The organism is Aeromicrobium sp. 50.2.37 (assembly GCF_024655735.1).
Classification (GTDB): domain Bacteria; phylum Actinomycetota; class Actinomycetes; order Propionibacteriales; family Nocardioidaceae; genus Aeromicrobium.
In genome coordinates this window covers 58,242-83,129 of the sequence record NZ_JANLGG010000019.1, presented here as the reverse complement: position 1 = coordinate 83,129, position 24,888 = coordinate 58,242, and the positions used below count along the sequence as shown (strand labels likewise).

The following is a 24,888-nucleotide window of genomic DNA, read 5'->3' as shown; positions in this document are numbered from 1 at the left end:
GGTGCCGCGGCCCTCGCCCGGGCCCGCCGTCGACCGACCGCCGCCCGTGGGCGCTGACGGACCGCCGCCCGAGACGCCGGCCTGGCCGTTCTGGTACGTCAGGGCGGTCGGTGCCGGGTCGGTGCCGGTGTGGTCCGCCGTGCTGCAGTCCGGCCGGCACGCCGACGGGACGCGTCTGGACCTGCCGGAGGACGAGGCGCGCGCCGAGATCCAGGGCGAGCCCCTCGCCGTCATGGCGAAGCACGGTCCCGAGGGCGTGGTCACGACCCTCGAGGTGACGGAGGAGGCCGCACCGAAGGCGCCCCCACTGTGGTTCGCCGAGCTCCGTGAGCCGAGCAGCGAACCGCCCGCCACGGTGCTCCTCGCCTTCACCGGCCACGGCGTCGCGCCGGGCACCCTGCTCGATCGGCAGGCGCTGCGCCAGGTCGACGTGTCGAGCGAGGACCAGCTCGGGGCCTACCGGTGGATCCCGTCGTCCGGCTTCGTCGACCAGATCTACGTGACGCCCTCGTGGCGACGACGCAGCATCGGCACGGCGCTCATCGCCGCCGCGTCGGGGCTGGTGCTCGCACGTCAGTGGCCGCGCATGTGGAGCGACGGCCAGCGGACGGCCGAGGGTGACCGGATGCGCGACGCCTCGCGCTGGACGGATCGCACCGACGAGCTCACCCACCTGATGCCCCCGATGACACCTTTCGACGAGCGCTGACGGCTGCCGGCTGCCGCGGTCGGGGGTCGGGGTCGGGGATCGCGGTCGGGCCGATTCCGGCACGACGGAGCACCCCGGCCCCCTAGGCTGAGGGGTCCGTTCCGTTCGATCGTCTCGGGGTCCGCCATGGCGTCCACCTGCTCCTGCCACTGCGCCACGCGCTCGTCACGGCGCCCCTCGGCGGCGCTCGTCGTGGCCACGCTCGCGCTCTTCCTGTCCCTCGGCGGGACCTCGTACGCGGCGGTGAAGGCCGGCAGCGTCGGCACCAAGCAGCTCGCCACGAACTCCGTGACCGCGTCGAAGATCCGCACCAACGCCGTGGGCAGCTCCGAGCTGGTCACGGGCTCGGTCGGCGCGTCGGAGATCGTCGCCGGCGCGGTGCGGGCGAGCGAGCTCGGCACCCGTTCCGTCACCGATGCGAAGATCGCCCTCGACGCCGTCACCTCCCAGGTCATCCTCGACGGCAGCATCGGGGGCCAGGACATCGCCGAGGGCAGCCTCGGCACCCAGCAGGTCGCCGACGGAAGCCTCGGCACGCAGGACCTCGCGGCCGACGTCGTGGCCCGCCTGCTCCGCGCACCCTCGTTCGTCGACGCCGGCGGAGCGGCGACCGACCAGGTCCTGTCGACGAGCCTCGTGCTGGAGGAGTCGACCGAGATGCGGGGCCACAGCGTGGCCACGGCCGACGCCGGCACGGTGCTCGTGCAGGGGTTCGCCGACGTCGGCTCCGGCGCGGGAGCAGACGTGACCTGCAGCCTCGCGAGGACGCGCGGAGGCGTCGTCACAGCCCTCGGCTCCGGTGTCGTGACGGTTCCCGCTGCCGGCCGGTCGGTCGTTCCGGTCCAGGCGGTGGCTGCGCTGGCGAAGGACGACGCGGTCTCGCTGCGGTGCCGGGCCTCGGGCGCGGCAACGGCAGGGCCCGCCTCGACCCTCGCCCTGCTGCGCGTCGGCGCCTGAGCTCCCGAACGGCTAGAGGACGAGCCGCAGCCGCCGCGACGACCGGCCGACCGTGAGCCGCTGGCCGAAGGACAGGGTCACGGCGTCGGCCTCGATGCCGTCACCGAAGCACACCAGCGCGTCCGACTCGACCGTGACGACGAGCGATCCCTCGGCCTCGAGGACCCCCTCGGTGACCGAGACCCCCGTGGCCGGCGACGGCCACGCCTCCCGCACGAACCAGCACAGCCTGGCGTCGGTCGCCGACGGCAGGTCGAGCGGGCTGCGGCGCTCCACCCAGGCCGAGCGGAGCCAGCCGGTGGCCCCCGTGCCGGTGCCGACGAGGATGCCCGACGACGACTGCCGCTCCACCTGCTCGCCGCACTGCAGCACGTAGCGGGCCGACTGGTGGCCGACGTGCCCCACGAACACCTCGTTCAGGGCCGAGAGCACCTGTCCGTCGTCGGTCCGGGCCTGGACCATCGTGCGCTCCTGGACCTCGCGCTCCGCCCGCGCCAGACCTGCGAGCACGGTCACGACGTCCTCGGGCCGGTGGGGGACGAGCACACCCGGGTTCCAGGCGGGCTCGGGGTTGACGCCCACGACGGGCTGCCCGTCGAGGTACTTGGCCGCGTTCGCCACGAGCCCGTCCTGGCCCACGGCGACCACCACGTCCTCGGGGCCGAAGACGAACCGGTCGAGCTCGCCGCGTTCGACCTCCGCACGCCGCCAGTGCAGCGGGATGGCCGCCGACACCGCCGCGCGCGCCCGGGCAAGGGCCTCGTGGCGATGCTCGACCTCGACGATGTCGCGGTCGCGCGAGGCCAGGAAGAAGGCCGCCTGCTCACGCGTGGCGTGGCGCGCGACCAGCTCGTCGAGCTCGGACCGTCGGTGGACGACGACGGCCCTGGGCCGCAGCGTCACGCCGAACCGGACTCCTCGGCCACCGGCCGGTCCTCGCCGAGCCGCTCCAGCAGCGGCGCGAGCAGCTCGGGCGTGACGGTCAGGTGGGTGAGCGGCGGCAGGTTGGCCGCGAGCTCGCGGGCGGCGATCGCGAGGATCCGACCCTGGTCGATCTGCGCGTACGAGGCGAAGGCGGCGGACTCCGCCTCGGCCCGCGCCTCGCCCACCGTGCGCTCCTGGTCGGCCTCCGCACGGGCGAGGACGCCCTGGCGCTCGGCCTGGGCGGCCGCCGTGATCCGGTCGGACTCGGCCTGCTCGGTGGCACGCCTGCGCTCGTTCTGCCCACGCTGCGCCACGAGCTCCTCCTCGCGCCGCGCCAGCTCGATCTGGTTGGTCAGCTCGTTCTCGGCGATCGCACGCTCCTTCTCCACCGCCATGGCACGCCGCTCGAAGGTGGCGCGGTCGGCCTGCTGCTGCACCGCCTCGCGGGTGGGCGTCTGGAGGGCACGCTCGAGGTCGGCCTCCGCACGGATGGCGACGACGCGGACGTCGGTGACCGCCAGGCCCCGCTCGACCAGGCGCTGGTCGCCGGCCAGCTCGTCGGCCACGCGCTGGCGCACCGGGGTGATGCCGTGCGAGAGCGCGTCGGTCAGCGAGGTGCTCGCGAGGTGGTCCAGTGCCGGCTGCTGCGCCAGCTCGGTGAGCAGACCTCCCAGACGCTCGAGCGGGCGGGCGTTCCAGGCACCGGTGCGCGGGTCGATGCCGAAGTCGATGCGGGTGGCGGCCACGGCCGGGTCGACCACGCGGTAGGTCACCGTCGCCTGGACCGACACGACCTGGAAGTCGCTGGTCCGGGCGGTGAACTGCAGGGCCTGCTCGCGGTCGTCGAGCGGCACCTCGGCGAGCGCGGCGGTGCTCGGACGGAACCAGAAGGAGATGCCGGCTCCGGACTTCGTCGGCCGTCCCCCGCTCAGCTTGAGCACGAACGACGTCGGGTCCGACCTCAGGTGGTTCAGGAACGGACGTCGGGTGATGTCGGCCATGGGTGCCCCTCGCTGTCGGCTCGACTCGGCCCGCCCAGTCTGCCGCACCCGGTCCTGGGCGATGCTCCCGGTTCAGAGAGGGCGCAGGCCCGTGACCTGCCAGGACCCGGAGTCGGACTTCCGCGCCGTGACGGCGAGCTGCGCTGCCGACACGTTCGCCTGGTCCTCGCCGGCCCGGCGGCTCGACTGGTCCACGTAGACGAGCAGGCTCGCCCGGTCCCCCTCGAGCTCGGTGACGCCGGCGGCGCTGACCTTGGCGGTGAGCACCAGCTTCTGGCCCGGCGCCTGCTTCTGCAGGGCGGCGAAGAGCGTCTCGTACTCGCTGCGCGCCTTGCCCGCGAGCAGGGCCTTCGCCGACTCCTCCGTCGGCGTCGGGTCGGCGTGGTCGTAGGTCAGCACGCGCTCGAGCGCGACCGCCACCTGCGACTGGACCTCCGCCGTGGCCTTCTCGTCGACGAGGGCGGCGTTGTCCCCCGCCGGGCCCGACGTCAGGTCGACGTACTGCCACCACCCGACAGCGCCCGCGACGAGCGCGAGGACGGCCACGACGACCACGGCGATGCGCTGGACGTTCCCCTGCGCGCCCCTCATGAGAGGTCCACCGCGAGCTGCTGGAGGTCGCTCACCTTCCACGTGCCGCCGGAGCGTTGCAGCGTGGCGGTGAAGCGGTTGCGCTTGACCACCGGCTCGGCGTCGGCGTCCTCCCCGTCGCGCACGGTGGTCTCGACCGACGCGATGACCTCGGCCGTGGCGCCGTCGACGTCGAGCACCGCTGCCTCCACCACGCGACCCTTCGAGATCTTGCGCTGGTCGGCGAGCAGCTCGCGGTCCTTGGCGTCGAGGCCGGCGAACTGGTCGTGGAGCGTGCCGGTGGTGACGGCCTTCCAGCCGTCGAGGCCGCCCTCGACGTCGCGGTAGTCGAGGCTGTTGAGGGTGGCGACGTCGCTGGTGGCGGCGATGAGCACGGCGTCCCGCGTGCGCGCCAGCTGCAGGTCCTCGCTGTGCGCAGCGGTCCACCAGGCCACCGAGCCACTCACGGCGACGACGAGGCCGAGCGCCAGCAGCACCCAGCCCGGGACCCACGGCTCCCGCTTCTGCGCACCCGGTGCCGGCGGGCCGACCTCGGCCGGCGGCACGGCGTCGTCCGTCATCGACTGCTCCCCCACGTCGTCACGCTCGGCGAGCGCGTCCTTCGTGCTCATCGTGCACCACCCATCAGGTCGGACAGCGAGTCGGCCATGCGGACGTCGGCCGTGACGGCCGGACCGTCGGGTGCGGTCGCCACCGACGCCAGGCGTCGGGGCGTGCCCTTCGGTCCGCGGACGTTGGAGGCCTTCGCCGACGAGCGGCACCCGGCCTGCAGGTTGAAGGAGGAGCCGCCCGACGTCTGCGACCCGGGCCGCGGCGTGGTGCCCCCGTAGCCCGTGGTGCACGGCAGCGGCGAGAAGTACGACTGCGAGAGCGCGAGGTTGATCCCCCGCGAGCCGGTGACCGTCCACCCGATGCTGAACGCCTTGGGTGCGGTCACCAGCGCGTCCTGGACGCCCCCGGCGTTGATGCCGAACACCTGCGCGGGGGTCACCAGGTTGGCGAGGACGACGCCGAGCGGACGACCGACCTCCTGGAACAGCACGTCGATCTCGCGAGCCGCGGCAGGCGTGCTGTCGATCAGCCGGCGCAGGTCGCCGTCGGAGGACTCGAGCGTGGAGGCGATGGTGGCGAGGTCCGCGCTGAACGAGCGGATGCTCTGCGACGACGCCTCCTGCGTGCGGAGCACCCGGTCGGAGTTCTCGATGAGGCCCCGCGTGGCGACGAAGTTCCGGTCGGCCGCGGCCTGGAGCTCCTGCGAGCTCTCGAGCAGCGACCCGAAGTCGAGCGCGACGCCCTGGGAGGCGTCGTAGCCCTCGTCGATCACCGACGTGAGCGCCTCCTCGGGCACGGAGGACACGAACTTCTCCCCCGACCGCAGCACGCGGTCGATGCCGGGGGGCTGCGACTCCTCGCCCGCCGACAGCCGGTCGCCGTCGGCGAGGCGGGCGCCACCGGTGGTCCCGCCCTGCAGGTCCACGTACTGCTCGCCGATGGCCGAGCGGTTGACCACCTTCGGCGAGGCGTCCGCCGGGATCCGCGGCGCGTCGCCGTCGATCGACATCGTGATGCGCACGCCCGTCTCGGTGGCCTCGAGGCTGTCGATGCGGCCGACGGGCACGCCCCGGTACGTGACCTGGCCGTTCTCGAAGGAGCCGCCCGCGGACGGCAGGGACGCCGTCACCGTGTAGCCGGCGGAGAACGGGTTGATGCCCACGTACGTGGCCCCGAGGTAGGAGGTGGCGATCAGTCCGAGGACCACGAAGGCCACGATCTGTGCCCGGATGCGTCCGGTCAGCATCACTGCTCACCCTCTCGAGGAGTCGTGGTCGGCTCGGTCGGTCTCGGCAGGGACGTGGGCGGCGGCTCGTCCGGTGTCGGTGCGGTCTCGCTCGGCACCGGGATCGTCGGCGCCGGTGCTCCGGGGGCCGGCGACGAGGTGGGCGGCAGCAGGCTCGGCGGCACCTCGTCGCCCTCCCCCGCCTCACGCTGACGCTCCATGAGCTCCTGCGGGTCGAGGGCCCTGCCGCGGGCACCGCTCGCCGGGTCGTCCGGGTAGTTCGGGTCCTCCACCTGGGACCAGGTGCACCCTGCGGACTCGCACCCCGCGGGCAGCGTGCGGAAGTTGGTCTCGATGAACGCGTTCACGTAGTCGCCCTTGATGGCACCCATGACCGAGTCCGGGAACGGGTACGTCAGCAGGATCTCCAGCGACTCCGGCAGGTCACGGCCGGCGCGCGAGAGGTTCTCCAGGATCGGGTCCAACGCCTTCAGGTCGGCGACGATGTCGTCCTGGGAGGCGTCCAGCGTCTTGACCGTCACCGTCGAGAGCCGGTCGAGGGCCGACAGCATGGCCACGAGGTCCTCGCGCTGGTCGACCAGCACCTGCATGCCGGGCGACAGTCCCTCGAGGGCCGAGACGATCTTGTCCTGGTCGGCCTCGAGGTTCTCCGACAACCGCGCGAGCCCGTCGATGGCCGCGGTGATCGACTCCTTGCGGTCGTCGAGCGTGGTGACGAAGGTGTCCATCTGACGGAGGAACCCCCTGATCTCCTCCGGCCGCCCCGTCGACACCTCCTGCAGCTCGCGCGAGATCTCCTGGAACTGGCCGATGCCACCGCCGTTGAGGACCATCGACAGCGAGCCGAGCACCTGCTCCACCTCGGCGGCCTGGGACGTCTCGGCCAGACCGAGCCGGGTTCCGTCCTCGATCGGCCGACCGGCCTGCGGCGTCTGTGGCCGGACCAGGGCGACGTACTTCTCGCCCAGCAGCGACGTCTGCTGGAGCCGCGCGACCGTGCCGGCCGGCAGCTGCGCGTCGCCGTTGACGAGCAGCGTGACCCGGGCGCTGCGACCGTCGGGGTTGAGCCGGATGCGGTCGACCCGACCGACCGCCACGTCGTCGACCTTGACGCTGGACTGCGGCACGAGGTCGAGCACGTCGTCGAAGTCGGCCGTGATGCGGATCGGGTTCGAGCCGACGTCGGCACCGCCGGGCAGCGGCGTGTCGTACACCCCGCCGCCGAGCACGCCGCAGCCGGACAGCGTGGCGAGGCCGAGCGCCACGACGGCCACCAGCAGGCGCCTCATCGGCCCGCCCCTCATCGATTCGTCTCCGGGAGCAGGGTGGGGGCGTCGCCACCGTCGTTCCAGATCGAGGCCTCGTTGAGGTTGCCGCGACCGGTGAGGGCCTTGAGGTCCGGGTCGTAGGCCCGCAGGAAGTTCTGCAGGACGAGCGGGACCAGCCGGACCGTCTCCTCCAGCGCCTCGCGCTGGTTGACGAGCACCCGGGTCGGACCCTGCAGGTTCTCGACGCTGGTGCGCAGCGCGCCGCGGTTGTCGCGGATGAAGTCGTCGACCAGGGCGAGCGCCTCGCCCAGGTTGTCGATGGCTCCGGCGAGGTCGCCGCTGCTGTCGGCCAGGTAGTCGTTGACCTCGGCGAACTGTCGGTTCACGTCGGCCACGGCGTCGTCGTTCTCCACGAGCATGTCGTTGAACTCCCGGACGTTCGAGATCGTGGCGAAGAGGTCGTCGCTGGAGTCGGCGAGCGTGCCCGAGGCGTCGCCGAAGTCGCCGATGAGCTGGTTGATCTTGACGCCCTGGCCACGCAGGTTGCGGTCCGCGACGTCGAGGAAGCGCGAGAGGGCACCGTCGCGGTTGGCACCGTCGGGGCCCAGCTTCTCGCTCACGTCGGTGAGGCTCGCGTAGAGGTCGTCGATCTCCACGGGCACCGCGGTGCGCTCCATCGGCAGCACGGCCCCGTCCTCCAGCGTCGGGCCGCTCGTGTGCGGCTTGGTCAGCTGGACGAACCGGTCGGAGACGAGGGTGGGAGCGACGATGACGGCCGCGGTGTCGGCGGCCGCGGCCTGACCCGAGTCGAGCCGCATGGTGACGGTGACGCCGGCGGGACCGGGCACCACGCCGGTGACCGTCCCGACGGGCACGCCGAGCATCTGCACGTCGGAGCCGACGTAGAGGCCGACGCTGGACTCGAAGACGGCCTGCACGGTGGTGCGGTCACGGGCTGCGGTCGCCCGCCAGCCGACGACCGCCACGACGGCGAGCGCCGCCACGAGGGCGAGCACGAGGGTGCGGCTTCTCACTGGCCCCCTCCCTTCTTCGGTGCGCAGTCGCGGGCCACGTCGTTGCGCAGCTCGGGACGGCCGGTGGAGTCGAACAGTCCGCAGATGTAGGCGTCGACCCACGGGCCGTTGCCGGTGGCCGAGGCGAGCGTGCGGTAGTACGGGCCGAGGCGCCGCAGGGAGGCCTCGAGCTTGCTCTGGTTGGCCTGGAGGATCTCGGCCACGTCGTCGAGCTTGGCGAGGGCCGGCCGCAGCTGCTCCTCGTTGTCGCGCACCAGGCCGGTGAGCTGGGTGCCCAGCCGCTCCGTGCCGTCGAGCAGCGCCTGCACCGTCTCGCGGCGGGACGCGAGCTCCTCGAGCAGGCTCGAGCCGTCCTGGAGGAGCTTCGCGAACTCGGCGTTGCGGTCCTTGAGCGTGCCGCTGACCTCACGGGTCGACGCCAGCAGAGCGGCGAGCTCGTCGTCGCGCTTGGCCACGACGCGCGAGAGGTCGGTCAGCCCGGCGACGGACTCGCGCACCGACTTCGGCGTGTCCTCGAAGGTGTCGGACAGGACGTCGAGGCTGGTCTCCAGCTGGTCGGTGTCGATCTCGCCGATCGTGTCGGACAGGTCGGAGAACGCCGCGTTGACGTCGTAGGGCGTGCTCGTGCGCTGCAGCGGGATCGGTCCGTCGATCTCACCGGCCCCCAGCGGGTCGACGGCCAGGAACTTCTGGCCCAGCGTGGTCTTGACCTTGATGGCCGCCCGCGACTGCGGACCGATGCGCACGCCCTTGGCGCGGTAGGTGACGACCACCGTGTCGCCGTCGAGCTCCAGACCCGTCACCTCGCCGACCTTGACGCCGGCAACACGGACCTCGTTGCCCGGCTTGAGCCCGCCGGCCTCGGCGAACTGTGCCTGGTAGGTGCTGCCGCCGCCGATGACCGGCAGGGCCTGCGCGTTGAACGCGAGCAGGAAGACGATCGCCATCGAGACCATGCCGACGACGGCGATCATCACGCGGTTGCGTTCCGCGAACGCCGTCGGGAACCGGGGAGCCTTGCGGGTCTCGCTCATGCGCTGCACCTCTCGGCGACGGGCTTGGCCCCGAGGTCGCCGAAGTAGCCCTCGGGACGGGGGATGACACCGGTGATCTCGCACTCGTAGAAGTTGATCCAGGAGCCGTACGACGCCGTGCGACCGATGCGGTCGAGCTTGCCCGGGAGCCGCTCGAAGAACGTGTCCAGCACGTCCTCGGCGTCGGCCAGCTCGGCGGACAGCGAGCCGAGCGAGGCGATCGAGTCCTTGAGCGGTCGGCGGCCCTCCTCCAGCAGGTCGGCCACGCTGCTCGTGAGCCGGCCCATCCCGTCGAGGGTGTCGCCGATGGTCTCGCGGTCCTCGGCGAGACCCGAGACGAGCTGCTGCAGCGTGATGATCGTGCGGTCGAGCTCGTCGGACCGTCCGTTCACCGTGGTGAGCACCGACGTGAGGTTGTCGATCAGCTCACCGATCACCTGGTCCTTCTCGGCCAGGGTCGACGTGAGGCTGGCGGTGCTGGAGAGCAGCCCCTCGACGGTGGCGCCCTCGCCCTGGAACACGGCGATGATCTGACCGCTCAAGGCGTTGACGTCCTTCGGGTCGAGGAACTGCATGAGCGGCTGGAAGCCGTTGAAGAGCATGGTCAGGTCGAGCGCCGGACGCGTCTCCTCCAGGCCGAACGTGTGACCGGTCGGCAAGGTGTCGGTGCCGCCGGCCTCGGGCGGCTCGAGGGAGATGTACCGCTGCCCGACGAGGTTGCGGAAGCGCAGCTGGGCGGTGGTCCCGCGCGGCAGTCGCACGGTGTCCTGCACGGTGAACTCGACGCCGGCCACGCGGTTGTCGTGCACCGCCACCTCGGTCACGGTGCCGACCTTCACCCCGGCCATGCGGATGTCGTCGCCGCGGTTCAGGCTCGTGGCGTCGGAGAACAGCGCCGTGTAGCTGCTCGAGGAACCGGGCGTGGAGTTGCGGATGGTCCCGGCCAGGGCCACGGTCGCGAGCACGGTGACGACCGTGAACACCAGGCTCTTGAGGACGAGCGTCTTCATCGCAGCTCCACCTTCGTGCCGCGCAGCGTCGGACCGACGAGCAGGCTCGCCCAGCGCGGGTAGTCCTGGGGACTCATGCCCTGGCTCGGCGCGACCAGCTCGGCGATGAGCTGGTTCTCCGCCGGTGAGTTCGCCTCGTCCAGGCCTGCCGACGCGACCGCGGACCCGCGCGGGTCGTAGGCGGGCGGCTCGATGGCCGCGGGCTCGCCCTGCTGAGCGCCTGCGGAGGACGGGCGTGCCGCCGCGCCGGTGGGCACGTAGGGGCACGACGGCTTGCCACCGCTGCCGAACGACGGGGTGTCGCGGCCCGGCCGGTAGCCGCTGCGGGGCGGGCTGACGTTCAGCACCACCTTGAGGCCGGGCTGGTCGGTGCCCTTGCCGAGCACCTGGTCCATGCGGGGGATGAACTGACGGGCCGAGCGCAGCAGGCACGGGAACGTGCGTGCGTAGGGCGCAGCGGCCTCGAGGGCCTTGCGACTCTCCTCGGAGAGCACCTCGATGGTGTTGGCGTTGGACGCGACCCACCCTCGACTCTCCTCGGCCGACGCGATGACGCGCTGGTAGACCTCGGTGAGCGCCTGGCCCTTGGCCACGAGGGTGCTCGACGTGGTGGTGAGGTCGTCGAGCGCCGTGAGCAGGTCGGGCGCGGCGTCGGCATAGGTCTCGGCGACGGTGCCGAGCCGGTCGAGGTCCTCGGCGAGCAGCGGGACGCTCGGCTGCAGCCGCTGCACGTACTCGCCCCAGGCCTGGAGGGTGTCGCCCAGCTCGCCACCGCGGCCGCGCAGCATGGTGGCCAGCTCGTTGAGCGTGGACTGCAGCTTCTCGGGCTGGATGGACTGCAGCAGCGGCAGCAGCTCGTCGAGCACCTTCTGCAGCTCGATCGCCTCCGCGGACGCGTCCTGGTCGATGACCGCACCCGCCTGCAGGTGGGTGTCGGCGGGCGCGGTGGTCTGCAGCTCCACGTACCGCTCGCCGAACAGCGTCTTGGGCAGCAGCCGCGCCGTGGTGTCGGGAGCCAGACGCTCCAGCACGTCGGGCTGGAGGGCCAGGGTGAGGACCGCGCCGTCGTCGGCGGTGGTGATCTTCGAGACCTCGCCCACCGGGACCCCGTGCAGCTTCACGTCGGAGCCCTTCTGCAGCGCGTTGCCGACGGTGTCGGTGCGCAGCTCGACGTCGGAGCTGGGGACGAACGCCCGGTTGTAGGCGAGCACCGCTCCACCGACGAGGGCCACGACGACGAGCCCGTAGCCCAGCCCGAGCAGCACGTCGACCCAGCGGGGTGCTTCGCGACGCGCGCTCACCCGGCGATCCGCACGGTCGTGGTGGTGCCCCACAGGGCCATGGACAGGACGAGGTCGAGCACCGCGACCGTGACGATGCTGCGGCGCACGGCCGTGCCGACCGCGATGCCGACGCCCGCGGGACCACCCTGCGCCTGGAACCCGAGCCGGCAGTGGATGAGGATGATCAGGACGGCGAAGACGAGCACCTTGGCGAACGACAGCAGGATGTCGATCGGCGGCAGGAACAGCGAGAAGTAGTGGTCGTAGGTGCCGGCCGACTGCCCGTACAGGTGGACGGTGACCATCCGCGCGCCGAAGTACGACGTGAGCAGGCCGATCACGTAGAGCGGGATGATCGCGACGAAGCCGGCGACCACGCGGGTGGTGACGAGGTACGGCACGCTCGGCACCGCCATGACGGTGAGGGCGTCGACCTCCTCGTTGATCTTCATGGCACCCAGCTGTGCCGTGAAGCCGGAGCCGACCGTGGCCGACAGCGCGAGCGCGGCCACCAGCGGGGCGATCTCGCGGGTGTTGAAGTAGGCGGAGATGAAGCCGTTGAGCGCCGACGTGCCGATCTGGTCGAGGGCTGCGTAGCCCTGCATGCCGACCACGCTGCCCACGAAGAGCGTCATCCCCAGCATCACGCCGATGGTGCCGCCGATGACGGCGAGGGCTCCGGAGCCGAAGCTGACCTCCGACAGCAGCCGGAGGATGTCGCGCGGGTAGCGCCGGACGGTGGCCGGGATCCAGGCCAGCACGCGGCCGTAGAAGCGCAGCTCGGCGCCGGCCGCGGCGACGGCGTCGATCGGCCGGTCCCACCAGCGGGCGGGCCGGTCGTCGATGCCGAGCTCCTCGGGCGTCGGCTCGGGCCGGGGCGTGCGCCCTCCGGCTCCGGGCCCCTGGGGCGGTGCGACCGTCATGTCAGGCTCCCTTGCCCGGGACGAGCTGCAGGTACAGCGTGGTGATGACGAAGTTGACGAAGAACAGCAGCAGGAACGTGATGACGACCGACTGGTTCACCGAGTCGCCCACGCCCTTCGGACCGGGGGCGGTGTTGAGCCCGCGGTGGCAGGCGACGATGCCGGCGATGAAGCCGAACACCACGGCCTTGAGCTCGCCGACCCACAGGTCGGAGATCTGCGCCAGCGCGGTGAAGCTGGACAGGTAGGCGCCGGGCGTGCCGCCCTGCACCATGACGTTGAAGACGTAGCCGCCGACGACGCCGACCACCGACACCAGGCCGTTGAGCAGGACCGCCGCACCGATGCACGCGAGCACGCGCGGCACCACGAGGCGTTGCACGGGGTTCACGCCGATCACTCGCATGGCGTCGATCTCGTCGCGGATGCGGCGAGAGCCCAGGTCGGCGCAGATGGCCGCACCGCCGGCCCCGGCGATCACCAGGCTCGTGACGATCGGCGCCGCCTGCTGGACCACCGCGAGCACGCTCGCCGCGCCCGTGAACGACTGCGCGCCGACCTGCACCGTGAGGGTGCCGAGCTGGAGCGCGATGACCGCCCCGAAGGGGATGGCGACGAGGATCGCGGGGATCCACGAGACGCTCACGACGAACCAGAACTGCTCGAGCGCCTCACGCGCGGCGAACGGCCGGCGGAAGGTGGCGCGGGTGGTGTCGAGGGCGAGGGCGAAGACGTCGCCCGTGGCCGTCAGCGACCGCGCGACGGCACCCGACGTCGGGTTCGGCGGGACTCGGTGCGTGTCGTCGTCGTCGGCCACGTAGAGCGGCGCGTTGCCGGAACTCACCCGCTCGCGGTGGCGCACGGAGCTGGGCCGAGCGCCCCCGGAGCGCGGCTCGAGCTGGCGGGGCAGCACCTCGATGGCCCGTGCTCCGCCGCCGTGGCGCATCGGCCCGCCGGCGCCGTAGTCGACCGGCTCGTCGAAGAGGTCGATCGTGCGGTGGTCGTTCTCCTCGCTCATGCCGATCGGGCCCTCGGGGTCGCCGCTCATGAACTGGCTGACGACCGGGTGGTCGGTGAGCAGGAACTCCTCGCGCGGACCGAACATGACCAGCTCGCGCCGGTAGAGCATGCCGAGGTTGTCGGGCAGCGTGCGCGCGAGCTCGATGTTGTGGGTGACCACGAGCATCGTGGCGTCGGTGGCGGTGTTCACGTCGACGAGCAGCTGGGCCAGGTTGGAGGTGCGCACCGGGTCGAGGCCGGAGTCGGGCTCGTCGATGAGGATGATCTCGGGGTCGGTCACGAGCGCGCGGGCCAGGCCGGCGCGCTTCTTCATGCCGCCGGAGATCTCGCCGGGCACCTTGTGCTCGGTGCCGAGCAGGCCCACCATGTCGAGCCGGTCGAGGACCACCTGGCGGATCTCCTCCTCGCTCATGCGGGTGTGCTCGCGCAGCGGGAAGGCCACGTTGTCGTACACGTTCATCGAGCCGAACAGCGCACCGTCCTGGAACAGCACGCCGAACTTCTTGCGCAGCTCGAGGCGGTGGGCCTCCTTGACCGAGACCATGTCGACGCCGTCGATCAGCACCTCGCCCCGCTCCGGGTCGACGATGCCCATGAGGGACTTGAGAAAGACGGACTTGCCGGTTCCCGAGGGCCCGAGAAGGGCGGTGATCTCCCCCGGGGGCAACGTGAGGGTGACGTCGTGCCAGATGTTCTGGCGCCCGAAGGACTTGGTCAGTCCCCGCACCTCGACGCTTCCGCCCATGCTCTTCGCCCCTCCGTCGTCCAGCAGGCCCGACGCCTCCGGAGTGCGTCACGACCGTGGCCGACCGTAGGTGTGTCGCAGGCCACGCCGCCAGGCCCGGGGCCGGAGAGTTCGCCTGCTGGTCATTTCTTGTCAGCCGCGTGACAACTTTCGACGGGCGCGTGCCCTGGCGACCGCGGAGGCGTCGCGCCGCTACCGATGAGTCGCACCCTGGAGTCGGATGCACGCGCGAAGGCCGTGTCCGGAGCGCGCCCTAGCGTGGACGGGACACCCCCGTTCCGGGCGCACGACGAAGGGACCCTGCATGGACGGTGACCACACCCGACCCCACTGGCTGCACGAGCCGTGCCCGCACTGGTGCGCCTCCACGCACCGCGAGGACGACGCGCCGGAGGACCGCCACCACGACAGCGCGCCGACGTACGTCCCGGTCGTGATCGGCGTGCGGGAGCCCGGCGGTGCACGCCCGCGCACCCAGATCACCGATCTGCTCGTCGTGCGCACCCGCCGCTGCGGCGAGCCCGAGGAGTGGGTCTTCGTCGGCGAGCCCGACCAGGACCGTCAGTACCTGGCGCTCGCCCCCGACAGCGCGCGCCGGGTCGCAGCGGCCCTGGTCGACCAGCTCGACCCGGCGACGTCGGCGCCTCCGGATGCTACTCATCGGTCTGTCGACCGATGAGTCGCACTGCGCCACGCTGCACGCGTGAGTCAGCCACTGCAGCAGATCCTCGGCCAGCACCTGCGCCGGCACCGTGAGGCGCTCGGCCTGAGCCAGGAGAGGTTCGCCGAGCAGCTCGGCTACCACCGCACCTACCTCGGATCGGTCGAGCGCGGCGAGCGGAACCTGACGCTCGCCAGCCTCGAGCACCTGGCCGCCCGCCTCGACGTCGACCCGCTCGACCTGCTGCGCCCCTGACGACCCCCTGCGCCGCGCTCAGGAAGTTGTTACCCGCGTCACAAGTTCCCGACCGATTCCGTGCCGGCGGTACGTCGAGCCTGGACGTCACTCCCACCCGCTCGTTGACTGTGCTCGAGGGAACGTCCGCGCATCCTCACGTGCGCGGCACGAGCAAGGGGGAGACACATGACTGCAGTGGCACACGAGCGCGCAGCCCGTCCGATCGAGCCCAGCCGGGACCGCCCCCTTCTGCGCGAGGTCCTGGGCCTCCCGCAGATCGATCCAACCGTCGTGGCCGGATACCGACCGCGGTCGCTGGAGCTGACCGACCGCATCGTCACCCGCATCCGGGAGGAGGTCGCGGGGTTCTCGGCCGACGCGGATCCCGTGGTCCACAAGGGCATCGACGAGGCGATCACCCGCGCCGTGGCGGTGTTTGTCGACACCGTCGCCGGAGCGCCCACGTACGGCACGGAGATCTACACGTTCTACCGCTGGCTCGGCAGCTACCAGGCCGCAGCCGGCCTCAACCTCGACGCCATGCGCGCCGCTCACCACATCGCGACCCAGGAGTCGTGGACCGACGTGCGGCTCGCCGCCACGGCGCTCGGGCAGTCGGCAGAGGTCGTCGGTGCGATCGGTGACGGCCTCATCGCCTACCAGAAGGCGCTGTTCGAGCACGCGTTCACCGGCTTCGTGGAGACGAGAGCCCGCACCACGCAGGTGCGCGAGCAGGGCCGTGCCGCCATGCTCGTGGCCCTGCTCGACGGCACGGGTCCGGAGGGGTTGCGCGACGTCGCCGACCGATGTTCGTGGGTGCTGCCCGAGCGGATCGTCGTTGCCGTGACCGCGCACGACCAGGCCTCGACGTCGATCGTCTCGGCCTGCCAGGAGGCGCTGTCCGGCATCCACCAGGGGCGCCTCATCGTGGTGGCCGATCCCGCCACCACGACCCGTCTGGCCCGGCACCTGGCCGAGCGCACCGACCGCGACGTCGCCCTGTCGTGGGCGGTCGACCCGGGCGAGGTGCACCGCGCCGTCCGCTGGACGAGCCGCGGGCTGTCGCTGCTGGAGGACGGCGTGATCGAGCCGCCGACCGACCGCGTGCTCGACTGCGAGCAGCACCAGTCCCGGCTGTGCGAGCACGCCGACCCTGCGCTGCGTCGGCTCGCGGACGAGAAGGTCCTCGCCCCGCTGCTGGGCCAGTCCCCGAAGCGTCGCATCGCGCTGGCCGAGACGATGCTGCTGTGGCTGCAGACCCGCGACAGCGCCCCGGCGCTCGCGGCGCGGCTCGGCGTGCACGACCAGACGGTCCGGCACCGGCTGCGTCGACTGCACGCGCTCTTCGGCTCACGCCTGGACGAGCCGACCCAGACCCTCGCCCTGCTGTCGGCTCTGGAGTCGAGCATCGTGGCGTGGCGACGCGCGGTGTAGCCGACGAGGCTTCACTGCGCGTGAGGTGGCGCGAGCCCCGGAGGCTGTCGTCTCGGCAGATCGGATGGCGTCCCTGGGCTCGCGCCACCTCCATGATACCGATGTGTAGCGGCCTGGGAAGGGCTTCGTCCCCAGGCCGCTACCGCGTCGTCAGCTGATGTTGATCGCACCGTTGGGCGAGGTGACCTGGAGGTTCATCGTCAGGTTCATAGCCTGTCCGTTCCGCACCTGCCCGAGACACCCTCGAACGTTGGAGATCGTCAGGTTCCCGGTGAACCCGGTCTCCTCGATGGCGAGCTGCTGCGTCGACTCGTTGAACGCGAACCGGGCAGAACCGGTCACCGTGTAGGTACAGACCGCGTAGGACGAGACGATTGTGAGGTCGTCGAGGTGGCCCTGCACCACGTCGCTCGAGCCGGACGTGGCTGCTCCGGTGACATGGAGTGTCGCTGGTGCCGTCAGCGCCGTGATCATCGTGCCACCGGGCCATGTACACCCCTGAAATGGCAGGGCCCGAATGGTGAGGAAATCAGTGACGCCCGTCCCGCCATGCGCCTCAGAGACGGGGCTGGAGGGAATCTTGGCACTGGTGCAGGTCCATGAGAACGTGGGCGCCCCCCACTTGACGCTCCCCGTCGTCGTCGCGGTGACGGGATGGAGGGCCTGCGCACTGGTGCCGCCGACGGCGACGGTAACACTGTTCCCCGTCGCTGCGGCCGGACCGACGCCGACGGCCAGGCACAGGGCTGCAGCGGCGCCGGCGAGGAGCCAGCGTGCCGTGATGGTGTTCTTCATGGTTCTCCTTCGATGTGTCGGGGGTTGCACGTCGGCCCCGCGCCCAGAGGACGCGGGGCCGACCTGAGGCGGGTCGTCACTCCGCGATGACGCCGTTCGTCACCGTGATGTCGACGGTGTTGCCCGAACCGGGCACGAGGCTGTTGATCAGCGGCGTGTTGATCCCGCAGTTCTCGAACTTGCCGATCGTGTAGGTGCCGACGAGCTCGCCACCGTTGATGAGGTCGAAGCCCTCGTCCGGACGCGTGCCGACGGGGATCGACACGGGCGCCTTGGTCTGGCACTTGGAGCCGGCGAAGGTCGGGAATCCCGCGACCTTGATGTTCGACAGCTTCACGTAGTAGGTGGCGGTGGAGCTGACCTGCGCCTGCGTCTGGGTCAGGTTGATGTGACCCGTGAGCGGGGCAGCCTCCACGAAGTCGACGTTCGCCTTGACGGGCAGGAGCCCGGCGATCTTGAACTCCGTCGACGTGCCCGGCAGCGGCAGCGATCCGGTGAAGTCACCGGTGTCGATGTCGAGGTCGGTGGTCAGGGTCGTGGGGCCGAGGGCGACGTCGGAGTTCGTCTTGGCGATGTGCGAGGTGCCCTGGGCGTCGTAGCTGATGGAGACGATGGTGGCCGCGTGGGCGGCGACCGGGACGAGTGCGACGGCGGCGCCGGCAGCGGCCACGGCGGCGCGCTTGCGCCAGCGGGGCGCGAGGGTGGTGGACATGGGTGCTCCTTGAAAAAGAGTGGTCGAGGTGGGGTCAGGCCCCGGTGGGACCGAGCACGGCTCGGCCCCACCGGGAGGGTCCGCAAGTCAAGGGCGCGGACCCGAGTGCGTCAGCTGACGTTGATGACGCCGTCGGGCGAGCTCACGTTGAACCCGCCGATGAAGTCGGCCGACTGACCGTTCTGGACCTGGCCCAGGCAGCCCCGCACGTTCGACACCTTGAGGTTGCCCGTGAAGCCGGACTCGTTGACCTGGAGCACCTTGGTGGCCTCGTTGTACGTGCCGTCCGCGCTGCCCGTGACCGTGAAGCCGCAGACCGCGTTGCTGACGTTGGCCGTGATGCCCTCGATGTGACCGCTGATCACGTCCGAGGTGCCGGACGTCGCAGCACTGGTGCCGTGCAGCTTCCACGAGCCGACGGTGGTGACGGCGAGCGTGCCACCGGGGCCGGTGCAGCCGGTGAAGTTGATCTTGTTGATCGAGGCGATGTCGGTGACGCCCGTGCCCGATGCCACGGAGGAGACCGGGGACGCCGGCACGTTCGAGGCGCTGGTGCAGGTCATGCTGAGTGTCGGGACGTTGAAGTTGAGCGTTCCCGTCGCCGTCGCGGTGATGGGGTGCGTCCCGGCGGCGGAGCTGCCTCCGACCGAGACGGTGTAGGAGCTGCCGGTCGCCATGGCCGGCGCGGCTGCGACGAGGCCCGCGAGGGCGACGACCGCTCCGCCGAGTGCTGCGTGCTTGATCTTCATGGTGGTTCCTTCCGATCTGCCGATAGGTGTGTGACCGGAGTCACGACTCCAGTAGGCGGATCTTGAACCGTCAGCGGCAAGTGGCAGCAGACGCCGTCCGCGAGAATCGGTGCGAAATTGTCATGCTCGTGACAATTACCCTCGCCGAGCGACCCTCGATGGCCCGACGACGTCCCGCCAGTGGGCGCTCGCGCGTTCGAGCATTTGTGAGTGTCCGACGACGGCGCGCCCCGAAGAGGGGTCGACCATTGTCATGCGCGTGACAAAGAATCGCGACGTCGACCAGGACGCAACCGTCACGCCTTCCGCTGATGCACTGCATGATCCACAGTGACTCCATGCGTCTGCGCCACGTGATCCTTCCCCTGGTCGGCCTGCTGACCGCCAGCACCGTCGCGGTGTCGGCCCACGCGGAAGAACCGCGTCCCGGAAGGTTCCCCGGGCTTCCCTACATGGTCTGCGACTTCGACACCCAGTGCGCCGTCAACCCAGATCAGGCGAACACCAACGGATGGATCAACGGAGTCCAGCAGGGCCAGACCGGCTCCGTCCCTGCCAAGCAGTGGGCGAACATCCCGATCGCGATCCTCGGGATCAACTCCCAGATCAGGAACACCGTGCCCGAGGGGTACACACAGGACAACGTGTACCAGTCCCGGGCGTTCATGGTGTCGCCCAAGGGCTCGCGTGACAACTACGGGGACAGCCCCCTCATCCCCGTCCGAACGGTGGCCTTCGGCTCCATCCCGGTGGAGGCGACACTCCAAGTCAGCCAGCAGCGGGACGCGGACGACCTCCCTGTTCCCATCGAGGCTCGATCGCACGACCGCTACCGCGACGAAGGACTCGCCCAGGTCCAAGAACTGTTCGCCACAGAGATCGACACGAACGTGGACATCCGCCTTCGGCGGCTCGTCGTCGACGGTGTCGACACCGGCCTGGACGCCACGTGCCGTGCGCCCCGTGCACGTCTGAAGGTCGCGAGCGAAGCGGCGACGTTCTCCAGTGCAGACGGTGAGCACATCGCCCAGTTCGACCAGACGAAGAATCACCTCGGCTTCTACGGCGGCACCCTGAAGGGCACGGTCGACATCCCGTCGTTCCAGGACTGCACCACCCGATCGGGTGACGACATGTCCAGCCTGGTCACCGCGACGCTGTCGGCGCAGAGCAACCCGGTCACCGTCCAGCTCGGCACTCTCGAGTGCGTCGAGTTCGACCCTGTGACGTTCGCGCTCCTGCCGCCCAAGCCCGGCACCAACACACCTCAAGAAGCCGGGTGCCTCATGGGGTACTACAACAACACGCCGGGCGCGGAGGACATCCTCAACATCCCGAAGCAGCTGCCGTTCCCTTCGCACGCACCCGGAGAATGAGCTCGTCGGAACCGGAGAACCGCTGCTCGCCGACCGCGGGCTCGGGTGATGCCGGTTTCCGTCGTTCGGTCTCGGTATCCCCACTCCATCACCCATCGAGCTGGGCTCACGTCACAACGGATCGGACGACCCGTCGCCAGGGTCCAAGGCGGCTCTTCGTCCCACCGTGGTCTTGTCGCTGAGCCACCCACGCGGCGGGCGGCTTCAGGAGGGTGTGGACGCCCACCGATCCAGTCCCGACGATGCCAAGCCCGTCATGGCCTCGCGCCGGCGAAGGCTGGCCGTTCCCGGGTCTCGACGCTGTGGATCGGGGATGGTGCCGAGACGAACGGCCCGACGTTCTTGCTCACCACGAGACAGCTGCCCATCCTCCGCGCCGTCCGACGGAGCATCGATGGTCGAGTAGCTACGCAGCGTGACGATCGCCGGATCGACGAGCGCCTGCGTACCGGGTTCGCGCGGCACCCGCCGACGCGCGTGGGTGGGGGGGCGGGGGGGGCGCCCCCCCCGCCCTCACTCCCCGCTCTACACAGAATTTCGAAACGTAAGGGAAAGAAGACAACGTGCTCGACGTGAACTTCTTCGATCAGCTCAAGATCGGCCTCGCCACCGCGGACGACATCCGTCAGTGGTCGTTCGGCGAGGTCAAGAAGCCTGAGACGATCAACTACCGCACGCTCAAGCCGGAGCGTGACGGCCTCTTCTGCGAGAAGATCTTCGGTCCCACCCGGGACTGGGAGTGCTACTGCGGCAAGTACAAGCGCGTGCGCTTCAAGGGCATCATCTGCGAGCGCTGCGGCGTCGAGGTGACCCGTTCGAAGGTCCGTCGCGAGCGCATGGGCCACATCGAGCTCGCCGCTCCCGTCACCCACATCTGGTACTTCAAGGGTGTCCCCAGCCGTCTGGGCTACCTGCTCGACCTCGCCCCGAAGGACCTCGAGAAGGTCATCTACTTCGCGGCCTACATGATCACCCGCGTCGACGAGGACGCGCGTCACCGCGACCTGTCGTCCCTGGAGTCGAAGATCGGCCTCGAGGTCGAGCAGCTCGAGACCCGTCGCGACAACGAGGTCAACGAGCGTCTGCAGAAGCTCGAGGAGGACCTCAAGGCCCTCGAGGCCGAGGGCGCCAAGGCCGACGCCAAGCGCAAGGTCAAGGACGCCGCCGAGCGTGAGGCCAAGCAGCGTCGTGACCGGATCCAGCGCGAGATCGACCGCCTGAACGAGGTCTGGGACCGCTTCAAGAACCTCAAGGTCCAGGACCTCGAGGGTGACGAGATGCTCTACCGCGAGATGACGTACCGCTTCGGTGCGTACTTCGAGGGGTACATGGGCGCCGCCGCCATCCAGAAGCGCCTGCAGTCGTTCGACCTCGACGCCGAGGCCGAGTCGCTGCGCGAGATCATCGCCACCGGCAAGGGCCAGAAGAAGACCCGCGCGCTCAAGCGCCTCAAGGTCGTCTCCGCGTTCCTCGGCAGCAGCAACCACCCCGAGGGCATGGTCCTCGACGCCGTCCCGGTGATCCCGCCGGAGCTGCGTCCGATGGTCCAGCTCGACGGTGGCCGCTTCGCGACGAGCGACCTCAACGACCTGTACCGCCGCGTCATCAACCGCAACAACCGCCTCAAGCGACTGCTCGACCTCGGCGCGCCCGAGATCATCGTCAACAACGAGAAGCGGATGCTGCAGGAGGCCGTCGACTCGCTGTTCGACAACGGCCGTCGTGGCCGTCCCGTCACGGGACCGGGCAACCGTCCGCTCAAGTCCATCTCGGACATGCTCAAGGGCAAGCAGGGTCGGTTCCGTCAGAACCTGCTCGGCAAGCGTGTCGACTACTCGGGCCGTTCGGTCATCGTGGTCGGCCCGCAGCTCAAGCTGCACCAGTGCGGTCTGCCCAAGCAGATGGCGATCGAGCTCTTCAAGCCGTTCGTCATGAAGCGTCTGGTCGACCTCAACCACGCGCAGAACATCAAGAGCGCCAAGCGGATGGTCGAGCGCGGCGTCCGGGCCGAGGTCTGGGACGTGCTCGAGGAGGTCATCACCGAGCACCCCGTGCTGCTCAACCGTGCACCCACCCTGCACCGTCTGGGCATCCAGGCGTTCGAGCCGCAGCTCATCGAGGGCAAGGCCATCCAGATCCACCCGCTCGTCTGCTCGGCCTTCAACGCCGACTTCGACGGTGACCAGATGGCCGTGCACCTGCCGCTGAGCGCCGAGGCGCAGGCCGAGGCCCGCATCCTCATGCTGAGCACGAACAACATCCTGAAGCCGTCCGACGGCCGTCCGGTCACCATGCCGACGCAGGACATGATCATCGGTCTGTACTTCCTCACGCTCGAGCGTGAGGGGCACGTGGGCGAGGGTCGTGCGTTCAGCTCGATCTCCGAGGCGGTCATGGCGTTCGACCGCCACGAGATCACCCTGCAGAGCAAGGTGCGCATCCGGATCGCCGGCGTCGACGGAACGGTCGAGTCGCGCGAGACCACGCTGGGTCGCGCCATCTTCAACCAGGCGCTGCCGGACGACTACGCCTACGTGAACTACCAGGTCGGCAAGAAGGAGCTCGGGGTCATCGTCAACGACCTCGCCGAGCGCTACAGCAAGATCGACGTGGGCGTCGCGCTCGACAACCTCAAGGAGACCGGTTTCCACTGGGCCACGCGCTCGGGCGTCACCATCTCCATCGAGGACGTCGTCACGCCGGAGAACAAGCAGGAGATCCTCACCAAGTACGAGGGTCAGGCTGCCAAGGTCCAGCAGCAGTTCGACCGCGGTCTCATCACCGAGGACGAGCGTCGCCAGGAGCTCATCGAGATCTGGACCCAGGCCACGGCCGAGGTCTCCAGCGAGATGGAGAAGAAGTTCACGGCCGACGCCGACAACCCGATCTGGATGATGGTCCACTCGGGCGCACGAGGCAACATGATGCAGGTGCGTCAGATCGCCGCCATGCGTGGCCTCGTGGCCAACCCGAAGGGCGAGATCATCCCGCGCCCGATCAAGGCCAACTTCCGTGAGGGCCTGAGCGTCGTCGAGTACTTCATCGCGACGCACGGTGCCCGCAAGGGCCTGGCCGACACCGCCCTGCGCACGGCCGACTCCGGCTACCTGACGCGTCGACTCGTCGACGTCAGCCAGGACGTGATCATCCGCGAGGAGGACTGCGGCACCGAGCGCGGTCTGCCCAAGGTCATCGCGACCCGCCTGGACGACGGCACGTTCGTGCCCGCGGAGAACGTCGAGACCTCGGCGTACTCGCGCAGCGCGGCCACCCAGATCACGCACCCGGAGACGGGTGAGGTGCTCGTGGAGGCCGGCGGTGACCTCGGCGACGTCGAGATCAGCCAGCTCGTCGTGGCCGGCGTGGAGTCCATCCGGGTCCGCACGGTCCTCACGTGCGAGGCGGCGGCCGGTACCTGCGCCAAGTGCTACGGCCGATCGCTGGCCACCGGCAAGCTCGTCGACATCGGCGAGGCGGTCGGCACCATCGCCGCCCAGTCGATCGGTGAGCCCGGCACCCAGCTGACCATGCGTACCTTCCACACCGGTGGTGTGGCCGGTGACGACATCACGCACGGTCTGCCGCGCGTGGTCGAGCTGTTCGAGGCACGCCAGCCCAAGGGTCGCGCTCCCATCACGGAGTCGGCCGGTCGGGTGCGCATCGACGACACCGACAAGACCCGCAAGCTCGTCGTCGTCCCCGACGACGGGTCCGAGGAGCAGGAGTACCCGGTCAGCAAGCGTTCGCGCCTGCTCATCGAGGACGGCTCCCACGTCGAGGTCGGCGACCAGCTCACGCACGGCACGCCGGACCCGCAGGAGGTCCTGCGCATCCTCGGTGTCCGTCGGGCGCAGGAGCACCTCGTGGACGAGGTCCAGGAGGTCTACCGCAGCCAGGGCGTGGCGATCCACGACAAGCACATCGAGATCATCGTGCGGCAGATGCTGCGTCGGGTGACGGTCATCGAGCAGGGTGACTCCAACCTGATCCCCGGTGACCTGGCCGATCGTGCGACGTTCGAGTCCGAGAACCGTCGGGTCGTCGCCGAGGGCGGCACCCCGGCCTCGGGCCGTCCGGTGCTGATGGGCATCACGAAGGCCTCGCTGGCCGTCGAGTCGTGGCTGTCGGCCGCCTCCTTCCAGGAGACGACCCGCGTCCTTACCGACGCTGCGATCCACGGCAAGTCTGACTCGCTGCGTGGCCTGAAGGAGAACATCATCATCGGCAAGCTCATCCCGGCAGGCACCGGTCTCGACCGGTACCGCAACATCCGGGTCGAGCCCACCGAGGAGGCACGCCAGGCGGCCTACGCCGTCACGGGCTACGAGTCCTACGACTACGGCTTCGGCTCTGCCGACGGCCAGCCCGTCCAGCTCGACGACTACGACTTCACGTCGTACGAGTCCTGAGCGACTGACACCCCGACGGCCCCGGACCTCACGGTCCGGGGCCGTCGGCGTTCGGGCGGCGACGCGGTGGTACGGGCTGCCTCGGCTCGCGCACGGGTGGCCTCCGAAAGGGCCTCGACCGGGCGGCTGGGCGGGATCGTCGTCGGGCTCTCGGGCTGTCGGGAGCGTCACCGATCGCTCGAGGCCACGATCGGTGGATCCTCACCCGCAGAACGCGT

Annotated in this window: 22 protein-coding genes and 1 pseudogene; 7 read left to right on the top strand and 16 right to left on the bottom strand. The window is 70.4% G+C overall.

Annotation, left to right across the window (positions count from 1 at the left end; genetic code table 11):
- On the top strand, positions 1-709 hold a 709-nt coding region (locus NUV38_RS11735), incomplete at its 5' end, for a GNAT family N-acetyltransferase (protein WP_257729286.1).
- Positions 710-835: 126 nt separating this feature from the next.
- Positions 836-1,666 carry a hypothetical protein gene (locus NUV38_RS11730; protein WP_257729285.1) on the top strand — a complete coding sequence of 277 codons (831 nt, stop codon included), beginning with the start codon at positions 836-838 and terminating at the stop codon, positions 1,664-1,666.
- 12 nt (positions 1,667-1,678) lie between these two features.
- On the opposite strand, the gene NUV38_RS11725 is transcribed toward NUV38_RS11730, so the two are convergent.
- The 13 genes and pseudogenes from NUV38_RS11725 to NUV38_RS11665 form a co-directional block, all read right to left on the bottom strand.
- On the bottom strand, positions 1,679-2,569 hold the full coding sequence (locus NUV38_RS11725) for a hypothetical protein (protein WP_257729284.1): 891 nt from the start codon (positions 2,567-2,569) through the stop codon (positions 1,679-1,681).
- A complete protein-coding gene (locus NUV38_RS11720; RefSeq protein WP_257729283.1) occupies positions 2,566-3,591 on the bottom strand; it encodes an SPFH domain-containing protein in 1,026 nt (341 codons plus the stop codon). The genes NUV38_RS11725 and NUV38_RS11720 overlap by 4 nt, the downstream gene beginning before the upstream one ends.
- A gap of 72 nt (positions 3,592-3,663) precedes the next feature.
- Positions 3,664-4,182: a hypothetical protein gene (locus tag NUV38_RS11715; RefSeq protein ID WP_257729282.1), complete on the bottom strand. Its 519-nt coding sequence runs from the start codon at positions 4,180-4,182 to the stop codon at positions 3,664-3,666.
- Complete coding sequence (locus tag NUV38_RS11710) at positions 4,179-4,793, bottom strand: hypothetical protein (RefSeq protein WP_257729281.1); 615 nt, start codon at positions 4,791-4,793, stop codon at positions 4,179-4,181. The genes NUV38_RS11715 and NUV38_RS11710 overlap by 4 nt, the downstream gene beginning before the upstream one ends.
- Positions 4,790-5,980: an MlaD family protein gene (locus tag NUV38_RS11705; protein WP_257729280.1), complete on the bottom strand. Its 1,191-nt coding sequence runs from the start codon at positions 5,978-5,980 to the stop codon at positions 4,790-4,792. The genes NUV38_RS11710 and NUV38_RS11705 overlap by 4 nt, the downstream gene beginning before the upstream one ends.
- Complete coding sequence (locus NUV38_RS11700; RefSeq protein WP_257729279.1) at positions 5,980-7,269, bottom strand: MCE family protein; 1,290 nt, start codon at positions 7,267-7,269, stop codon at positions 5,980-5,982. The genes NUV38_RS11705 and NUV38_RS11700 overlap by 1 nt, the downstream gene beginning before the upstream one ends.
- An 11-nt stretch (positions 7,270-7,280) precedes the next feature.
- Positions 7,281-8,282 carry an MCE family protein gene (locus NUV38_RS11695; protein WP_257729278.1) on the bottom strand — a complete coding sequence of 334 codons (1,002 nt, stop codon included), beginning with the start codon at positions 8,280-8,282 and terminating at the stop codon, positions 7,281-7,283.
- Positions 8,279-9,316 carry an MCE family protein gene (locus NUV38_RS11690; protein ID WP_257729277.1) on the bottom strand — a complete coding sequence of 346 codons (1,038 nt, stop codon included), beginning with the start codon at positions 9,314-9,316 and terminating at the stop codon, positions 8,279-8,281. The genes NUV38_RS11695 and NUV38_RS11690 overlap by 4 nt, the downstream gene beginning before the upstream one ends.
- Positions 9,313-10,326, bottom strand: a complete 1,014-nt coding sequence (locus tag NUV38_RS11685; RefSeq protein ID WP_257729276.1) for an MCE family protein — start codon at positions 10,324-10,326, stop codon at positions 9,313-9,315. The genes NUV38_RS11690 and NUV38_RS11685 overlap by 4 nt, the downstream gene beginning before the upstream one ends.
- On the bottom strand, positions 10,323-11,627 hold the full coding sequence (locus NUV38_RS11680) for an MCE family protein (protein WP_257729275.1): 1,305 nt from the start codon (positions 11,625-11,627) through the stop codon (positions 10,323-10,325). Before NUV38_RS11680 ends, NUV38_RS11685 begins: the two co-directional genes overlap by 4 nt.
- Positions 11,624-12,532: an ABC transporter permease gene (locus NUV38_RS11675; protein ID WP_257729274.1), complete on the bottom strand. Its 909-nt coding sequence runs from the start codon at positions 12,530-12,532 to the stop codon at positions 11,624-11,626. The genes NUV38_RS11680 and NUV38_RS11675 overlap by 4 nt, the downstream gene beginning before the upstream one ends.
- Before the next feature lies 1 nt (position 12,533).
- The gene (locus NUV38_RS11670; RefSeq protein WP_257729287.1) at positions 12,534-13,283 is read right to left on the bottom strand and encodes an ABC transporter permease; all 750 of its coding nucleotides are present in this window, start codon (positions 13,281-13,283) and stop codon (positions 12,534-12,536) included.
- Positions 13,284-13,700: 417 nt separating this feature from the next.
- A pseudogene (locus NUV38_RS11665) lies at positions 13,701-14,297 on the bottom strand (ABC transporter ATP-binding protein); the annotation flags it as partial.
- Between the two features lie 304 nt (positions 14,298-14,601).
- Between NUV38_RS11665 and NUV38_RS11660 the strand changes: the two are divergent.
- The 3 genes from NUV38_RS11660 to NUV38_RS11650 all read left to right on the top strand — a co-directional run bounded on the left by NUV38_RS11660 (position 14,602) and on the right by NUV38_RS11650 (position 16,629).
- On the top strand, positions 14,602-14,976 hold the full coding sequence (locus tag NUV38_RS11660; RefSeq protein ID WP_257729273.1) for a hypothetical protein: 375 nt from the start codon (positions 14,602-14,604) through the stop codon (positions 14,974-14,976).
- A gap of 24 nt (positions 14,977-15,000) precedes the next feature.
- Positions 15,001-15,213: a helix-turn-helix domain-containing protein gene (locus NUV38_RS11655; protein ID WP_257729272.1), complete on the top strand. Its 213-nt coding sequence runs from the start codon at positions 15,001-15,003 to the stop codon at positions 15,211-15,213.
- 168 nt (positions 15,214-15,381) lie between these two features.
- Entirely contained in the window at positions 15,382-16,629 is a 1,248-nt protein-coding gene (locus tag NUV38_RS11650; protein WP_257729271.1) for a helix-turn-helix domain-containing protein, read from the top strand.
- Positions 16,630-16,779: 150 nt separating this feature from the next.
- Here NUV38_RS11650 and NUV38_RS11645 read toward each other — a convergent pair whose 3' ends face one another.
- The 3 genes from NUV38_RS11645 to NUV38_RS11635 form a co-directional block, all read right to left on the bottom strand.
- A complete protein-coding gene (locus tag NUV38_RS11645) occupies positions 16,780-17,424 on the bottom strand; it encodes a hypothetical protein (RefSeq protein WP_257729270.1) in 645 nt (214 codons plus the stop codon).
- 76 nt (positions 17,425-17,500) lie between these two features.
- Positions 17,501-18,136: a hypothetical protein gene (locus NUV38_RS11640; RefSeq protein ID WP_257729269.1), complete on the bottom strand. Its 636-nt coding sequence runs from the start codon at positions 18,134-18,136 to the stop codon at positions 17,501-17,503.
- Positions 18,137-18,246: 110 nt separating this feature from the next.
- The gene (locus tag NUV38_RS11635; RefSeq protein WP_257729268.1) at positions 18,247-18,885 is read right to left on the bottom strand and encodes a hypothetical protein; all 639 of its coding nucleotides are present in this window, start codon (positions 18,883-18,885) and stop codon (positions 18,247-18,249) included.
- Positions 18,886-19,223: 338 nt separating this feature from the next.
- Between NUV38_RS11635 and NUV38_RS11630 the strand changes: the two genes are divergently transcribed.
- A complete protein-coding gene (locus NUV38_RS11630; RefSeq protein ID WP_257729267.1) occupies positions 19,224-20,261 on the top strand; it encodes a hypothetical protein in 1,038 nt (345 codons plus the stop codon).
- Positions 20,262-20,824: 563 nt separating this feature from the next.
- Complete coding sequence (locus NUV38_RS11625) at positions 20,825-24,670, top strand: DNA-directed RNA polymerase subunit beta' (protein ID WP_308219691.1); 3,846 nt, start codon at positions 20,825-20,827, stop codon at positions 24,668-24,670.
- The last annotated feature ends 218 nt before the right edge of the window (positions 24,671-24,888 follow it).

What these genes read in the sequence shown, in the direction of transcription:
- NUV38_RS11730 (WP_257729285.1), top strand. Translation starts at nt 836, where the DNA reads ATGGCGTCCACCTGCTCCTGCCACTGCGCCACGCGCTCGTCACGGCGC.
- NUV38_RS11720 (WP_257729283.1), bottom strand. Translation starts at nt 3,591, where the DNA reads ATGGCCGACATCACCCGACGTCCGTTCCTGAACCACCTGAGGTCGGAC.
- NUV38_RS11715 (WP_257729282.1), bottom strand. Translation starts at nt 4,182, where the DNA reads ATGAGGGGCGCGCAGGGGAACGTCCAGCGCATCGCCGTGGTCGTCGTG.
- NUV38_RS11710 (WP_257729281.1), bottom strand. Translation starts at nt 4,793, where the DNA reads ATGAGCACGAAGGACGCGCTCGCCGAGCGTGACGACGTGGGGGAGCAG.
- NUV38_RS11705 (WP_257729280.1), bottom strand. Translation starts at nt 5,980, where the DNA reads ATGCTGACCGGACGCATCCGGGCACAGATCGTGGCCTTCGTGGTCCTC.
- NUV38_RS11700 (WP_257729279.1), bottom strand. Translation starts at nt 7,269, where the DNA reads ATGAGGCGCCTGCTGGTGGCCGTCGTGGCGCTCGGCCTCGCCACGCTG.
- NUV38_RS11690 (WP_257729277.1), bottom strand. Translation starts at nt 9,316, where the DNA reads ATGAGCGAGACCCGCAAGGCTCCCCGGTTCCCGACGGCGTTCGCGGAA.
- NUV38_RS11685 (WP_257729276.1), bottom strand. Translation starts at nt 10,326, where the DNA reads ATGAAGACGCTCGTCCTCAAGAGCCTGGTGTTCACGGTCGTCACCGTG.
- NUV38_RS11675 (WP_257729274.1), bottom strand. Translation starts at nt 12,532, where the DNA reads ATGACGGTCGCACCGCCCCAGGGGCCCGGAGCCGGAGGGCGCACGCCC.
- NUV38_RS11660 (WP_257729273.1), top strand. Translation starts at nt 14,602, where the DNA reads ATGGACGGTGACCACACCCGACCCCACTGGCTGCACGAGCCGTGCCCG.
- NUV38_RS11650 (WP_257729271.1), top strand. Translation starts at nt 15,382, where the DNA reads ATGACTGCAGTGGCACACGAGCGCGCAGCCCGTCCGATCGAGCCCAGC.
- NUV38_RS11645 (WP_257729270.1), bottom strand. Translation starts at nt 17,424, where the DNA reads ATGAAGAACACCATCACGGCACGCTGGCTCCTCGCCGGCGCCGCTGCA.
- NUV38_RS11640 (WP_257729269.1), bottom strand. Translation starts at nt 18,136, where the DNA reads ATGTCCACCACCCTCGCGCCCCGCTGGCGCAAGCGCGCCGCCGTGGCC.
- NUV38_RS11635 (WP_257729268.1), bottom strand. Translation starts at nt 18,885, where the DNA reads ATGAAGATCAAGCACGCAGCACTCGGCGGAGCGGTCGTCGCCCTCGCG.
- NUV38_RS11630 (WP_257729267.1), top strand. Translation starts at nt 19,224, where the DNA reads ATGCGTCTGCGCCACGTGATCCTTCCCCTGGTCGGCCTGCTGACCGCC.